Raw genomic sequence first — 14,399 nt, forward strand, 5'->3', positions numbered from 1 at the left:
CCGCCGAGTTCCTTCTGACTGGCGAGGGCCGGCCGCCGTACGTCGAGTCGAGGTCTGAGCCGTTCCCTGACGCTGCGTCCATCGAGATCCTGCTGAACGCCCGCCGTAACATGGACGACTGGCGGGAGCAGTACGGCACCGCGCGCACCGCGAACAACCTGGCGGCCGTCCACATCTGCACCGACGATCTTGAGGCAGCATTGGCGGCCTGCCAGGAGGCGGAGCCGAAACTGATCGATATGCTCCAGGAAGGCAACCCGCACCCCAAGCTGCTGACGTTCGCTGGGTTGGCGATGGTGAAGTACAACGCGGCTGTCCTATTCTGGGCGGCGGGCGACTCTGAGAACAACTGGACGTTTGCGGACGACAACCGGTTGAGTGCGCACGAGGCGCTCATGGAGGTCGGGGAAGACGCGGACGAGGACGTCGAGTTCGTCCGGTCGGCGCTGCTGGCGTTTCCGGCGTTGATGTAGCCAGTCGATCGACGCGGGCCTGATCAAGAGGACGTGTTTATTTCTGACGGTGCCTGCCGAGAAGAATCTGGCCATCTGCGATGCGGCTCGGCAGTCGAAAGTGTCGTACGCCGCTCGCATCGTGACCGGGCACAAGGCATCCCGACGGCTATCACGCCGACGGGGCCAGGGCGGCCAAGTTCGGCCCGCGGGTAGTCTCCTGTCCCCCTGAGTCATTTCTGGGCTGTTGTTGCAGCTCAGGGTGGTAGCGGCGGACCTGGTGATCGATCTGCTGGCGTGCGCGATATTGGACGGCATGCTGATCCCGAATGTGCAGGTCATCGCGGGCGGCAGGCTCAGTTCCGGACCAGCCCGTCAGGGCTGCGCCGTGCCGTCGACTGGATCCAACGCCATACTCACCAGGGGCGACGCTGATCGTCATCGACGGCGCCGGTTCCTATAGAAGATCGCACCTGCGCGTGATGCCCTGGCGGTATGTCACAGCGGTCGGCGAGCTTCCTCATCCTTTGCCCTGAAGGGGGATGCCCCGACCCGCCGCGGCTGGCGAGGATCGCATGGTGGTTGTCTTTCTCACCGAGTTGGACCCCCGTGCGCGGATCAAGGGGTCGCGGGACGGGCTCGGGGCGCAGCCGGTGTGGTCGGCGATGGGCCGGCCGCTGATCGGTAACCTGACCACCGTCACCAGGGATCTCGCCGGATTCATCACGTTGCTGGTCGGGCTCCGGCTGGCGGAGTTGAGTCCCGCTCAGGATGATGCCGGGCGGCAGGCCGCGTTCCTGGTGTGGGAGCAGATGGCCGGATACGTCCGGCACGAGGTCCACAACCACCGAGGCTTCTTCGGGCGGCAGCGGGTGGCGGCCCGCGCCGCAGGCGCCAGCGGCACTGGCGGCAAGGTAGCGCTCTCGGCCGCGCCGGATCGGCAGATCCTGAGCAACCAGAAGACCGACGGGCTGCTCGGCAACTACACCGCCCCGGCGCGGGCCTCGGCCCTGGTCGCTCCCGGCGTACCGGCGCGGCTGACCCCCGAGGCCGCGGCCTTCGTGGACGCCAACTATCTTCCCCGTCTCGCCACGGCATGGGGTCGTGCGGCCAAGGACCTGACGAAGGCCCTCGCCGCGGACACGGTCTCCTTCAACCTCCGGCCCAACAGCCGACGGGATGCCGTGGCGGCGGTGTTCGGCACGCCGCTCACCGACGACGAGCGGGACTTCTACCGCCGCCACCTTGTTGACGGCGGCCCGCACGACCAGACGGAAAGCCGGCAACGCCGGCTCGCCACCCTCATCAGACTTCGTCGCCGCCAGGACGGGCAGCTGTTCGGGGCGTACGTGGCCCAGCTCATCGCCGACGCCGAGCAACACGGGTGGCCCGACCTGGCGGAGCGGTTGCACCGCGTGGCGGTCTGCGAATCGGTGTTGGCCCCGGCGACCGTGCTGTTCAGCCACCTGCTGAGCCGGCACGACGCGCATCTCGACGAGGTGGTGACGGACCTGCGCAGTCAGTGGGGTGAGCGGCTCGGCTCGGTCCGGCCCGAGGCGGCGGTACTGCTGCCGGAGCAGCAGTGGCGGGACATCGCCGCCGCGCTGGTAGAGGGCGACTACCCGGCTCTGGTCCGGGCTTTGGCGCAGCGCAACGCGACCGTCATGCGGGAACGTGGGGGCGGGCTGCCCTGGCTTGAGGTCACCGACCAGGACCGGTTGCGGGTGCGCTTCCGAGACGAGCCAACCGACCTCCCGGCCGTCGACGAGATCCGGGACCTGTGGTGGTACCCCTACTTTCTGCCATCGTTGATGGATGTCGTCGCCTCGGTCGAGGGAGGCGCGCATGAGTGACCGCATCCCGAAGGCCGTGCTCACCGAGGCGCTGCGGGAACGCATCAAGCGGCGACGGGTGCTCGCCGCCGTGTTCTGCACCTTCCGCTTGGAGCCGGGCTTCTTCGAGCAGGAGATCCTGCCAGTCCTGTTCGACCTGCCGCTGCACCAGTCCGCCGGCATCCGCCGCCTCCAGCTCGAGAACGCCCTGCGGGACCTGGCCGGGCAGGTGGCCGTCTACTACGACCTCCGTGGCCTGGCCGTCGGCGACGGCACCGCTGCGTTGGATGTGCGGCGCGTCGCGGTCAGCCCGTCCGCCGGCTACTTCCACCCCAAGAACGCGTTCGTGCTCGTCGTCGACGACACCACCGGCGAACGGGCACTGGTCGTGCTCACCGCGTCGGCGAACCTCACGCGGGCGGGCTGGTGGGAGAACGTCGAGTGCTTCCACGTCGAGGAGATCGCGGAGCACGGCCGCTCTCGCACCGTCCCGGAGATCCAACGGTTCGTGAGCCACCTGCGGCACCTGGCGCGGCACTTCGGCCCGCAGGACGCGCTGGAACAGGTGACGGACTTCCTCACGACGGTCCAGCCGATCTTCCACCGTCAGGCCGACGGCGTCCTGCACCCGCACTTCATCGTCACCGGCGTCCCCCAGGCCAGGCCTCTGGTCGATCAGCTCAAGACGATCGCGGGCGAGTGGCTCGTCGGCGCGGACCTGGAAATCATCTCCCCGTACCTCGACGACGCCGACGCCTCGGGGCCACTTGCCGACCTCCTGGACCGTTTCCGCCCGGCTCGCTGGCGCATCCTGCTCCCGGAGGAACGGGGCACGGCCCGCTGCCGCGAGGCGCTCTACCACTGGGTCCACGCGCGCGGCGGCCAGTGGGGGAGGCTGCCGACCGCCCACACCGCCCGTGGCGGCCGGCAGAGCGGCGGGGCGACGATACCGCCGCGCACCGTCCACGCGAAGGTGTACCGGTTCCTCGGCCCGGACTGGGAGATCACCCTCGTGGGATCGTTCAACCTGACCAGGCCGGCCCACCAAGGCGGCGGCAACGTCGAGACCGGTGTCCTGGCGGAGCTGCCGGGACGGCGACGGCCCCACTTCTGGCTGGACCCGGTCGAGGAACCGCCGGCGTTTCTCGAGACGCCGGCCACCGAGGACGAGGACACCGCCCCGGACGTGGTTCCCCTGCTGGTCCGCTACGACTGGGGGACCGGCGAGGCCGAGGTCCTGTGGGACGGCACGACGGTCAGCCCGCCGCTTCAGGCGCACCACGGCGTGCCCCTGTTTGACATCCCGCCCCTGCCACCGGCCGTCTGGACCCCGCTACCTCCTGCGCACGCCGAGTCGCTGTCCCAACGGCTCCGCTCGTCGAGCTTCCTCACGATCGTCGACGGCGACCGCCGGGGCGTCGTGCTGGTCCACGAGACCGGAATGGCGCACCGGCCGTCCCTGCTGCTCGACCTCAGCCCCGCGGAGATCCTGAAGTACTGGTCGATGCTCGACGCCGACCAGCGCGCCGCCTACCTGGCCGCGCGCGGCGAGGACGTGGAGAGCCTCGCCGGCGACGACGCGCCGCGCCAGCCGGTCGCCGCCACCACCGAATCGATCTTCGACCGCTTCGCCGGCACGTTCCACGGCTTCGCCTGCCTTGGGCGGGCAGTCCGGGAGGCCCTGACCGAGGGCCGGACCGAGCAGGCCCGCTTCCTGGTCTTCGGCGCCAAGTACGACTCCCTGCCCGTGCTCCTGCAACGGATGGTCAACGACGCCAGCGGCGACCTGGTAGACCGCTACGTCATGGTGCTCTGCGCCCAGCAGCTCGCCGACCAAGTCCGCCGGGACTGGCCGACGTTCTGGGCGTCCGACCCCCGCGGTGCGGAACGGCTCGAGGCCGCACTCACCGTCCGGGCCGACCTGCGCGCGCAGATCACCGCCCGCAACGACGCCACCATGACCGACTTCCTCGACTGGTACGAGCCGCACTTCCTCGGCGAGCAGGCGGAGGCGCCGGCATGAGACTCACCGTCCGGACCGCCGAGCGGCTGCTGGACTTCAACCGGGTGATCGGCAACCCGCAGCGTGCCACGGACCAGCTCGAAGGGGCCGTCGCCGTGCACAACATCCTGCACCGGCACCGCATCGCCTACCTCGCCGACGAGGTCGGAATGGGCAAGACGTACGTCGCGCTCGGCGTCGTCGCGCTGCTGCGCCACTTCGCACCGGACCTGCGGCTGCTCGTCGTCGCGCCCCGGGAGAACATCCAACGCAAGTGGCAACGCGAGCTGGGCGTCTTCACCGAGCACAACGTACGTCTGGACGATTTGCGGGTCCGGATGCCCGGCGGCATTCCCGCCCGACCGCTGGTGCACTGCGCCGACCTCGTTGAACTGCTGGAGGAGACGGCGGTCGGCCCGGACCGGGACTTCTTCGTCCGCCTGCCCAGCTTCAGCCTGCCGCTGCGCAGGGACGAGCAGCAGCGGCGCCGCTTCCGGCACCGGCTGCGCCGGCAGATCCCGTGGCTTCCCGACGACATTGTCGACCTGCGCGCCAACACCGACGTGCTCAAGGACCGGTTCGCCCAGGCCATCAACGCCGCCCTGCCCTTCTTCGATCTGGTGATCGTCGATGAGGCGCACAACCTCAAACACGGCTGGGGCAGGCAGGCCTCCGCCCGTAACCAGGTGCTGGCCACCGTCCTCGGACGCGACAGGGACGACGTCGATCCCCGCCTGGCCCCCACCTACGGGTCACGGGCCGGCAAGGTGCTCCTGCTGTCCGCGACCCCCGTCGACGACGACTACCGGCAGCTGTGGAACCAGCTGGACCTCTTCGGCCACGCCGGCTCCTTTGGCTGCCTCCGCGACCCCGACGCCTCGGAGGAGCGGAAGCGGGAAGTGGCCGGCCAGATCCTGATCCGGCGGGTGACCTCTCTGCGGGTCAACGACCGGCGGCTGACCAAGAACCTCTACCGGCGCGAGTGGCGCCAGGGCGGCGTCGAGAAGCACGACGAGCCGATCGAGATCACCGACGACCGGCAACGGCTCACCGTGGCGCTCGTTCAGAAGAAGGTCACCGAACTGCTCGGCCACGAACGGTTCGGTGCCCGCTTTCAGGTCGGCATGCTGGCGTCCTTCGAGTCCTTCCTGCAGACCAGCAAGGCGACGCCGGAGGCGGACGACGAGACCACGGACGACACCACCTCGCACTTCGACGGCGACGAGCAGGTCATCGACGCGGCCGAGCGGCAGGGCATCGACGTACCGATGCTCGACCAACTCGCCCGGGACCACCTGCGGCGGTTCGGTCGGGAACTGCCGCATCCGAAGATGGACGCCCTCGTCGACGCGCTCGCCTTGTCCTGGCGGGACGGGCGCAAGGCGCTGGTCTTCGTCCGGCGAAAGGCGTCCGTCAGCGAGCTGAAGCGCAAGCTCGACGACGAGTACAACGACTGGCTTATCCGGCGCCTGCGTGAGCGCATCGACCGCCGGCACCACGCCCTCCTCGACGCCGCCGTCGAGGAGTTCCACCAGCAGCGCATGCAGCGCGTGCCCGCAGCCACGGACGACGGCGGCCACGGCGGTGAGGAGGAGGACATCGGCGGGGATGACACCTTCTTCGCCTGGTACTTTCGGGGGCGCGGGCCCGACCGCGTCATCAGCGGCGCCAGGATCCAGGAACGGTTCCGCAACCTCGGCAGCGGGCTCGGGACGTTCTTCGACGACAACCACGTCATGGCGCTGCTTGGCGCATCCCCCGGCCAGGTCACGGACGCCCTGGCCGCCGCGCTCGGCGAGGAGCGCGACAAGTCCGATCGGCTGCTGCGCGAGTACTCCCGTCACTACCTCAGCAGCGCGAAGCAGCCCACCAGGGGAGCGCGCTTCGACGCCGTGCAGGCCGCGGCGCTGGAACTGCTCGCGGAGACGCCCGGCACCCACCAGCCCCACGCCGAGGTCATCTGGCGGGAGCTGTACCGGCCGAAGAAGCAGGGGAGCGCGGTAGCCGCCGAGGCGGAGCCGAAACTCCTGGAGACCACGACCTTCTTCACAGAGCTGCGCCGACGCGCGAGCCTCCGCGCCGCGCTCTGGCCGGCGCCTGCCTCCGCCGACCTCACAGTGCAGGTCCGGGAACAACACGTGCGGGCCCAACTCCTGTCCGCCGCCGCCCGGCTCGGGCACGCGTTCCTCGACCTCTACGCGGTCGTCACCGATCACCTGCCGTCCCTGAGCCCCGCCCAGGGCACCGAGCCGAGCGATGAGATCGTCACCGCCTGGCTGGACGAGTTGCAGCGGCAGGCGGACACGCCGCCGCAGACGCGGGGTTGGTCGGCGTACGACGAGCTCAAGAGCCTCGCCGACAACCATGACCTGGTGCTCGACACGACGTTGCCCGAACTTCGGCGAGCCGACCTGCGGGAGGCGCCCACGCTCGTCGGCCGGCTGTTCACCGCGCAGCAACCCGTCGCCGGCATGTCCGGCCGGGTCAACCGCCGCCACGTCCAACAGTTCCGGCTGCCGGGCTACCCGCTCGCTCTGATCTGCACCGACCTGCTGCAGGAAGGCGAGGACCTGCACACCTTCTGCTCCCGGGTCTACCACTACGGCCTGGCCTGGACCCCGTCCGCCATCGAGCAGCGGATCGGACGGATCGACCGGGTCCGCTCCGAGACCGAGCGGCGGCTCACCGCGCCGCGCGACCAGGTCGACGGCGAGGACCTGCTCCAGGTGCACTACCCCCACCTCGCCGACACCGTCGAGCGGCTGCAGGCACGGCGCGTGCTGCACCGGATGAACGACTTCCTGCGCCTGATGCACCAGGGCCTCGCACTGCCCGCGCCCGGGGACAGCCGGCTCGACATCGCCCGGGAGGTGCACGCCCACGCCGGCATGCCGCCCGTACCAACCGACCTGCTGACCACCTCCTTTCCGGTACGCGACGAGCACCTCGCCGGACGCGACCGACCGCTCGCCGTGGACGAGTCCCGCGTGCGGCGGCAATTCGACCGGTTCGCCGCGCTGTCCCGCGGTGACCTGTCGGGAGCCAACATCGAGTGGGAACGGGGTCAACCCGACCCCGCCACATTGCTCGGCACCGCGCTGCTCGCCGACGGACGGAAGCAGCCGTTCAGCCTCCAACTCGAACGCGAGGGCCACGACCTCGTCATCCGGTGCGTGAGCCCCATCGGACGCGTCGAGCGGGACGAACAGTGGAGGGAACTCCGGGAATGGAGCGCCTCCAGCCAGAGCCGTATCGGCGCCGTCGGGGCCCGCGGAGGCACCTACGACATCACCGTGGAGGAGAACGTGCTGCTCACGGACCGCCGCAGCGACCGTACCCGAGTCGCCGCCCTGATCCGCCGGGTCACCGGCCACGCCGACGACGTGGAACGGCGGCACCTGCCCGACCGCGACCGGCCACTCACCGATTTCAGGACGGAGTTGGAGCGAGATGCTCGGCATGCGCGCTGAGTGGCGCACGCTCTGCGCCGCCGACGACATGCGGATCAGAGGAAAGTGGATCACGGTCCGTTTCGCCAACGAGCGCTCGCACGGTGTCCAGGTCCTGGACGAGGGCGACAGCTACCTCCTGACGGCCGTCGTCGCCGACGCGGACGACCTCGACCCGGAACAGGACGCCGCCCGCGCCGCCTGGCGAAGGAATCGACACAGCAGCCTGGTCGGTTTCCGGATCGACGAGGAGGGCCGGTTGGTCGCCCAGGCGTGGACGCCGAAGGACGGACTCACCCCCGAGGCATTCCACACCCTCGTGCGGGCGGTGGCTCGCGAGGCCGACCGGTACGAGTTCCAGCTCACGGGCTCCGACGACCGCTGAGTCAGGTCCCTCAGGCGGTGCCGACCGACCGTCTCGGTTGCCTCGCGCAGCCGGTCGCGCCCAATCGACTTACCCGTCTCACGCACGATCCGCACCGCACCCGCCCGGAACTCCGGATCGAACTGCCGTCTCGTCTCAGCCATGAACCTCTATCCCCCAAGCTCTGGCCTTCACGCTACGAGGGGAAAAGCACCAAGGCTCACTGTCGTCCCAAGATCTCAACGCGGCGATTCCGTTACCTCACCATCACCAAGAGCCTTGACCACACGGCAGTTGGTCTCTTCAGCGATTGCCGATGGTCATCAAGGACATCCCAACACCGGTCTTCACCGTGGATCTAGGGCGCTCCGAGTCTGTTCGCGTTGCTGCCGTACACCTGGAAGCCGGCCCAATAGATCGGGTCCACGTATGGGCGCTGCGCCGGGTCTCGGTGAGTGGCCACAGCAGCGGTCAACGTCGCTGCCATTGCAGCGGAGTAGCGTTCACCGGAGTGCGGCACAGCGTCGGCCAGTTCACTGTTGGTCACCTTCCGCACCCACGCCGCAGCCTTGGACAGGGCCTGCGCGGGGGACGGCTTCGAGTCCGACTGTAGGTACTCCCGGACGAAGGCGGTGACAAGCAGATACGTCGCGTGGTCGTCGACCGAGTAAACCGGGGCCAGGACGGAGCGGACACCGGCCTGCAGCATGCCGGTCGGCAGGCTGCGCACTTCACTACGGGCGCCATGCAGGTCAACGGTGGCTGCCTGACAGGCAGAGAGGATTAGCAGAGGCAGTCCACTAATATCGTCACGAAGGGCGAAAGAGTCCGCGAGGGTCAGACGCTCACCGTTGGCGAGTAGCAGGCCGGAGTTCAGGATGTCGTCACCGTCAAAGCGGCCGTGACAAGCTGCGGCGACGAGTCGGCCCTCGCGCATCGCGGTCAACAGCCATGCACGGGTGGCGGAATGCCCGGTCCGGGCCAGTCCGGGATCCCCACCGAGGGCAGCCACGGTGTGTGCCTCGGCCTCGCCCCAGCGCAGCGCGTGATGAGTGGGGAGGGGATTACCCAGGGCGAACACTCCCGTGCGCCGGTGCGAGGACTCCGCCATTCGGCGGGCGCTGGGTGCGACTGTCAACGAGAAAGCATCGGCGAAAGTGGTCCATTCTGCCGGGCTGGCGGGCAGGTCAGGGCCAATCGGCACGGAGGCCAGTGGAAAGGCGGGTAGCACCCCACAGGGCACTAGCGTCACCGTGGACAGGTCCAGCTCGCGCAGCCGAGCCGCAAGCGGAGTGACCAGCGTCTCGCTCAGGGCGGGCAGGCAGCGTCGCAGCTCAAGGCTCAGATGGGTTCGCTTGGCGACCCCGGCTACCTTGGCGAGAGTTGAGACGTCAACCTCCTCGTACGGCGCATGCATCGCGTCTGCCAGGGATTTGTCGCTGAGCAGAGTCTCCAATGTCTCCACTAGAGGAGTGGTTATACCGGCCTGGTCGCAATGGCTGCACAGCGCCTGGAACCGGTCCGCGATGGTGGCGCCGGGCCATTGGTTGAGTACCCTGTTGAGGGCGACGCCTTCCTGGGCGAGTGCGTAGCCACCGATGATCCGGCCGCTGCCGTCCGGTAGGCTCGTCTGAGCGAGGCCAGCGGCGAAGGTGTCGGTCAGTTCGGGAAGCCAGAGCGTGGCGACTTGCGGATTGCCGTGCTGGTCGGGGTGTACGGCGAGCGCGAGGCCACCCCATTCGGTATGCAGCAGATAGACGATGCCAATCGGGACATCGGCGATCGTCAATGGACGGCCCGACAGGCTGACGTTGTACCCTGCTGCGTTGGCTTGTTGCAGCAGCTCGTCAAGGGCTCGGCGTGCCTCACGTAGTTTGCCGGCCAGCCCGGTCGGTGTAGCCCCGGCCCGTCGCCAGGGAACATCGTCAATGCGGCGTCGAGCCGCCTGCAGGGCATCGCGGGCGGACTCCACCCGATCGCGCAACTGCGGATCGTCAACTTCACTCATGTCCAAGACGTGCAGACGCAGTCTCTCCACGAGACCGTAGGCGCGGCCCCGTTCGACCGCTTCGACTGCGTCACTGGCACGGCCGAGCTTCGCGAGCGCGTACGCGTCGAGGTCGTTGGCTTCGTGGCCGGCGCGCAAGACTTCGTCAATGCCGTGTACGCCCGTCGTGACTTGCTGCAGCAGGACATCGCTGGCCCGACGAGCGGCATCAAAGGCATCGTGCGCGCGGACCCAGTCGCCGGCCTGTCCGTACAGCATGCCGATCGCGCCAATAGTGCGCCGGTGGTCCCACGGCATTTCCGCGATTGTGTGTACCCGCAACGCCTGGCTGTAGTGCCACAGGGCGTGCTGTGGGTTGATGCTCCCGAGCCGGTAAGCCCGGCCGAGGTTGTGATGTAGCTCGGCCCAAGCCTTCGGTGTCCGCTCCATAGAGCATGCGGCCAGAGCCGCTTGTAGGTGGGCGATGCCCTGCTGGGGGCGATTGTCATCGAGCAGTGCCATGCCGAGGTTGTTGCTGACGCCGGCCCACTCGTCTGGATGTTTTTCGGCGGTGAGGACGTTCAGCGCGTCTGTGAAGGCTTCGGCAGCTAGTTTCGGTGACGGTCTGACCGGGAAGCGGGCCTGCTGGTAAACGGTGCCCATCGTATTGCGGACTCGACCCCAGCGATAGGGATTGGCATCCCTCGTGAACACCTGCAGAGCAGCCCTCAGCGCGGCAAGCGCCTTGTCCGCGTTGTCGTGCCGGTCGCCGAAGAGCCGGTCGCGGTAGATCCGGCCGAGCTGCAGCTGCGCCTGGGCCCACAACTGCAGACTGGCCATGTTTTTCAGGCCGTCCACCGCAGCATGGCAATGACGCAGAGCACTTTCCATGTTCTCGGCCCGGTCACCGTGCCGACGCTTGGCGAACACCCTGCTTAGCGCTAGATGCAGCTCTGCTCGTAGTGCCTTGTCGCACCCTTCGAGGAAAATGGCCAGCGTGGCGGTGTCGGTCTCGGCGGCAGCCCCGGCCAGCATGGGCAGCAGCAACTGTCGTAGCTTCGATGCCTCCACCACCTTGGATCTGGTGACCGCACCACCGGAAAGACTCGTGGGGAATTGGGCTTCGAGTCGGACCGCCTCCTCAAACGTGGTGATGGCACGTCTAGTCTTGCCCGCGCGCATCAGCTCGGTGCCCAGTTTCTGCAACGCCTGCGCTCGTTGGCTAGGGTGAGTGGATGGCGGGTAAGTGTTCACGGCAGCTTCGAGCTCGGCGATCACTCGAGCCTGGCCTACGCCGGGTTCACGGGCTAGGTCCCTGGCACGTTGATTGTGGTTGGTAGCCGATTGCCCTCGGTCCGGCCCGCCGTGCTCAGCGGCACTCATGGAGCCCCCGAGCTGGTAGACGGCTTCGGGGCCGGGGCATCAGGAAACTCCACAGAGGTAGATAGGAGTACCGCCACGCCGATCAACGTGACGGCGACTCCCACTGCAGTCTGCGCCTGTGCCCGTCGCAGGGCCTGACGTACCTGCCAGGCGTGGGCGAGGTCCAGCAGCTGCCGCTGCAGCGACCGGGCGAGGCGTACGTTGCCTTGGGCCACGGCGAGGTGATGGCTGAGTAGCCGGCGACGCGCCTCATTCGGCTCGGCAGCAGTGGCAGCGGCGAGGTTGAATGCGACTGTCTCGTGCAACTGGCGTTTCGAGTCGAGCTCTACAGCCGATCTTCCGAATGCGCCGAAGAACGCCTCGGGCGACCGCTCAGCCATCGCGCGCAGGCCGGGCAGCTCGTCGATGGTCGCCAGAGTGGTGATCGGCGGCACCAGCGATGTCGTGGTCTTCCAGATCGCCCAGCCGATGCCGACCAGGGCCAGTACGAGTCCGGTGACTGTCGCGGTCACGTCAGCGGCGTCCTCAAGCTTGCCGAGCGCCGTCAGCGGTACCGCGCCCAGGAGGGCCGCGCCGACCGCGCCCAGAGCGCCGATAGTCCACTTCGCTGTCGCACGCATATCACCGACTGCTTCGAGCGCGCTCGGTGAGCGAAGCGGGTCAGCAGGAGGGACGCTCACCGCCGGCTGCTCGGCGGCTCGTCACGAAGGATCGGCCCAGGGTCTATGTCGGGTTCCGAACGGTAAGAGACCCAGGTGGTGCCGTCGAAGATTTCCAGCTCGCCGTTGTCAGCCAGGCGGAAGTCGCCGGAGTGTTGGTCTTCGGACTCCTCGTTCGCTGGCATCGTCGTCTCCCACCGGACGAAGTCATTTACCGTCGCCCCAAAAGATACAGGTCAGTGACAAGGTCACCGAGGTCTCGAACGGGCGGCACTCGCACTCCGGATCACGGCGATGTGGCGTCGACCGTCGGCCCGCCGATGCACTTGCCGACCGCAGGGCCGACGATCTGGCGGAGGCGGCGGGGCCAGTCAAACGGGGGAGTCCTCGCGCGGTTCCCGGCAGACGTGCTGCCGCCAAGCGGCCGCTATGAGTGGCCCCGCCATGGACACGGCCATCTGGCAGGCGAGACCGCAGGACGTCGCCGCGATCACGGTGCTGCTGGCCGGCGCACTCGAGCGTGACCCTGTGTCGAGTGGTTGGTGCCCGACGCCACCGAGCGGGACGTCCTTCTGCACCGCCTACCCGCGGTCGACGTCAACGTGGCGCTGGACCTCTCGGCGGTCGCGGTGTGGCGGTGGCACGATCCGGACGGTCCCCGCTGGCCGCTCGGGGACCACCATCTGACGACCTTCGCCGGCAGCGCAGCATCTCGCCTCGCGGCGCTGAACCCGGCCATCGACAGCTACAGGTCCTCGGCATCCCATCACTGGCTGCCCTGGCTGGCCGTGCACCCGTCATTTCGAAGGCGCGGGCTCGCCGGCGAGCTGCTGCGCCGCCACCACCAGGTCGTCAACGACACCGGATGGCCGGTCTACACCGTGGTCACCACCGAACCGCCAGGGACATGCTCCGCGTGCAGGGATACCGCGCCGGTCTGCCGCTGAACCTGCCGAGCGGACCGAAACTCTGGCCGCTGATGCGTAGCGCCCGCCCGGTCCGTCCGGCGGCCCCTTGCCCGGAGGCGCGGCCAGTGCAGACGGGCAGATCGCACCTGGACGTCGGCGGCTGTCACTATTTAGGCGTGAGCAGGAGAGCAGGGGACTCATCTAGTGCCTCGTCCTGAAACGTTGATCGTGTAATCCGTCGGTTCTGAGGACCCGTCGGGCAGGCTGTCTCCCATCACTGTGCGGGAGGTGGTGGCCGGTGGGCAGACGCCCGGAGGTGTTCGTCCGGCAGGTGTCGATGGCTGAGGGGCAGCGGTTGCAGCGGGCCACTCGGACGGCGAAGGACCCGGTGAAGCTGCGCCGGGCGATCGTGGTGCTGATGTCGGCCCAGGGCCAGCCGGTCCCGGACATCGCCCACCTGCTGAAGGTGACCGACGACTACGTGCGGGACGTGATCCACGCGTTCAACGAGTGGGGGTTCGACGCGCTGGACCCAAAAATGGAGCGGGGGCGCACCGAGACGGATCGATGAGCAGACCCGCGACTGGATCTGCGTCATCGCCCGGTGCGACCCCCGCTTCCTCGGTAAGCCGTTCTCCTGCTGGTCTTTGGCCAAGCTGCGCGACTACCTGCTCGACGCGGGCTACGTCGCGGCGGTCAGCGTCGAGACGATCCGGCGGATCCTGCACGAGCGAGGCGTGTCGTGGCAGGCCACCAAGACGTGGAAGGCCAGCACCGACCCGGACTTCACGACCAAGATGCACCGGATCCTGGATCTCTACGACCACCCGCCCGCCGACGGCAGGGTGCTCTGCGTGGACGAGTTCGGGACGTTGAACCTGCAACCCCGCCCCGGCCGGGCCTGGCGACCCCACGGACAGCCGGTGCGGCTGCGGGCCACCTACACCCGTGACCAGGGTGTGCGGCACATGATCGCCGCCCTCGACCTGGCCACCGGGCGCTTGCACTACCGCATCCACGACCGCAAACGCTGGCGCGAGTTCCTGAGCTTCCTCAAGACCCTGCGCCGCCGCTGGCCCGACCAACGCCTCTACCTGGATCGAGGCCGAGTTCGCCGCCGTGCGGTACTTCGCCCTGAACGGCACCGACCACCGCAGCCACGCCGAACAGGACGCCGCCATCGGCGACTACATCCGCTGGCGCAACCAGCGCGCCAAACCGAAGTCCGGATTCGCCACCGACTCCAAGATCCGCCACCCGGATTACCCGTTCAAGGCTGTATGACGAGGCACTAGCGGTTGGTTGCATGATCTGACGTTGTGGCAGCCGGTTCCTACTGAGGTTCCCCCGGTTCGCCGGAGGG

11 protein-coding genes are annotated in these 14,399 nt (G+C 68.5%); 8 read left to right on the forward strand and 3 right to left on the reverse strand.

Features of this window, described 5'->3' with window-relative positions; genetic code table 11:
- Positions 1-110: 110 nt before the first annotated feature.
- The 5 genes from ACPXCB_RS19925 to ACPXCB_RS19945 all read left to right on the forward strand — a co-directional run bounded on the left by ACPXCB_RS19925 (position 111) and on the right by ACPXCB_RS19945 (position 8,120).
- Positions 111-473 carry a hypothetical protein gene (locus tag ACPXCB_RS19925; RefSeq protein ID WP_425877135.1) on the forward strand — a complete coding sequence of 121 codons (363 nt, stop codon included), beginning with the start codon at positions 111-113 and terminating at the stop codon, positions 471-473.
- Positions 474-1,027: 554 nt separating this feature from the next.
- Positions 1,028-2,305 carry a hypothetical protein gene (locus ACPXCB_RS19930; protein ID WP_425877136.1) on the forward strand — a complete coding sequence of 426 codons (1,278 nt, stop codon included), beginning with the start codon at positions 1,028-1,030 and terminating at the stop codon, positions 2,303-2,305.
- On the forward strand, positions 2,298-4,307 hold the full coding sequence (locus ACPXCB_RS19935) for a hypothetical protein (protein WP_425877137.1): 2,010 nt from the start codon (positions 2,298-2,300) through the stop codon (positions 4,305-4,307). The genes ACPXCB_RS19930 and ACPXCB_RS19935 overlap by 8 nt, the downstream gene beginning before the upstream one ends.
- Positions 4,304-7,756: a helicase-related protein gene (locus tag ACPXCB_RS19940; RefSeq protein WP_425877138.1), complete on the forward strand. Its 3,453-nt coding sequence runs from the start codon at positions 4,304-4,306 to the stop codon at positions 7,754-7,756. Before ACPXCB_RS19935 ends, ACPXCB_RS19940 begins: the two co-directional genes overlap by 4 nt.
- Positions 7,746-8,120: a YbjN domain-containing protein gene (locus tag ACPXCB_RS19945; RefSeq protein ID WP_425877139.1), complete on the forward strand. Its 375-nt coding sequence runs from the start codon at positions 7,746-7,748 to the stop codon at positions 8,118-8,120. The genes ACPXCB_RS19940 and ACPXCB_RS19945 overlap by 11 nt, the downstream gene beginning before the upstream one ends.
- A 337-nt stretch (positions 8,121-8,457) precedes the next feature.
- Here the strand turns inward: ACPXCB_RS19945 and ACPXCB_RS19950 are convergent, their stop codons facing one another.
- The 3 genes from ACPXCB_RS19950 to ACPXCB_RS19960 form a co-directional block, all read right to left on the reverse strand.
- A complete protein-coding gene (locus tag ACPXCB_RS19950; protein WP_425877140.1) occupies positions 8,458-11,364 on the reverse strand; it encodes a CHAT domain-containing protein in 2,907 nt (968 codons plus the stop codon).
- A 101-nt stretch (positions 11,365-11,465) separates the two neighbouring features.
- Positions 11,466-12,089, reverse strand: a complete 624-nt coding sequence (locus ACPXCB_RS19955) for a hypothetical protein (protein WP_425877141.1) — start codon at positions 12,087-12,089, stop codon at positions 11,466-11,468.
- Positions 12,090-12,145: 56 nt separating this feature from the next.
- A complete protein-coding gene (locus tag ACPXCB_RS19960; RefSeq protein ID WP_425877142.1) occupies positions 12,146-12,313 on the reverse strand; it encodes a hypothetical protein in 168 nt (55 codons plus the stop codon).
- Positions 12,314-12,670: 357 nt separating this feature from the next.
- On the opposite strand from ACPXCB_RS19960, the gene ACPXCB_RS19965 reads away from it, so the two are divergent.
- From ACPXCB_RS19965 to ACPXCB_RS19975, 3 genes are all read left to right on the forward strand, one after another.
- On the forward strand, positions 12,671-13,075 hold the full coding sequence (locus ACPXCB_RS19965; protein WP_425877143.1) for a GNAT family N-acetyltransferase: 405 nt from the start codon (positions 12,671-12,673) through the stop codon (positions 13,073-13,075).
- Positions 13,076-13,334: 259 nt separating this feature from the next.
- Positions 13,335-13,607: a helix-turn-helix domain-containing protein gene (locus tag ACPXCB_RS19970; RefSeq protein ID WP_425877144.1), complete on the forward strand. Its 273-nt coding sequence runs from the start codon at positions 13,335-13,337 to the stop codon at positions 13,605-13,607.
- On the forward strand, positions 13,600-14,331 hold the full coding sequence (locus ACPXCB_RS19975; protein ID WP_425877168.1) for a transposase: 732 nt from the start codon (positions 13,600-13,602) through the stop codon (positions 14,329-14,331). The genes ACPXCB_RS19970 and ACPXCB_RS19975 overlap by 8 nt, the downstream gene beginning before the upstream one ends.
- Positions 14,332-14,399: the final 68 nt, after the last annotated feature.

The organism is Micromonospora sp. DT62, from assembly GCF_049847285.1.
Lineage (GTDB): Bacteria > Actinomycetota > Actinomycetes > Mycobacteriales > Micromonosporaceae > Micromonospora > Micromonospora reichwaldensis.

Bases quoted from the DNA above. Each gene is read 5' to 3' on its own strand.
- ACPXCB_RS19925 (WP_425877135.1), top strand. From the start codon at position 111: ATGGACGACTGGCGGGAGCAGTACGGCACCGCGCGCACCGCGAACAAC.
- ACPXCB_RS19930 (WP_425877136.1), top strand. From the start codon at position 1,028: ATGGTGGTTGTCTTTCTCACCGAGTTGGACCCCCGTGCGCGGATCAAG.
- ACPXCB_RS19935 (WP_425877137.1), top strand. From the start codon at position 2,298: ATGAGTGACCGCATCCCGAAGGCCGTGCTCACCGAGGCGCTGCGGGAA.
- ACPXCB_RS19940 (WP_425877138.1), top strand. From the start codon at position 4,304: ATGAGACTCACCGTCCGGACCGCCGAGCGGCTGCTGGACTTCAACCGG.
- ACPXCB_RS19945 (WP_425877139.1), top strand. From the start codon at position 7,746: ATGCGCGCTGAGTGGCGCACGCTCTGCGCCGCCGACGACATGCGGATC.
- ACPXCB_RS19955 (WP_425877141.1), bottom strand. From the start codon at position 12,089: ATGCGTGCGACAGCGAAGTGGACTATCGGCGCTCTGGGCGCGGTCGGC.
- ACPXCB_RS19960 (WP_425877142.1), bottom strand. From the start codon at position 12,313: ATGCCAGCGAACGAGGAGTCCGAAGACCAACACTCCGGCGACTTCCGC.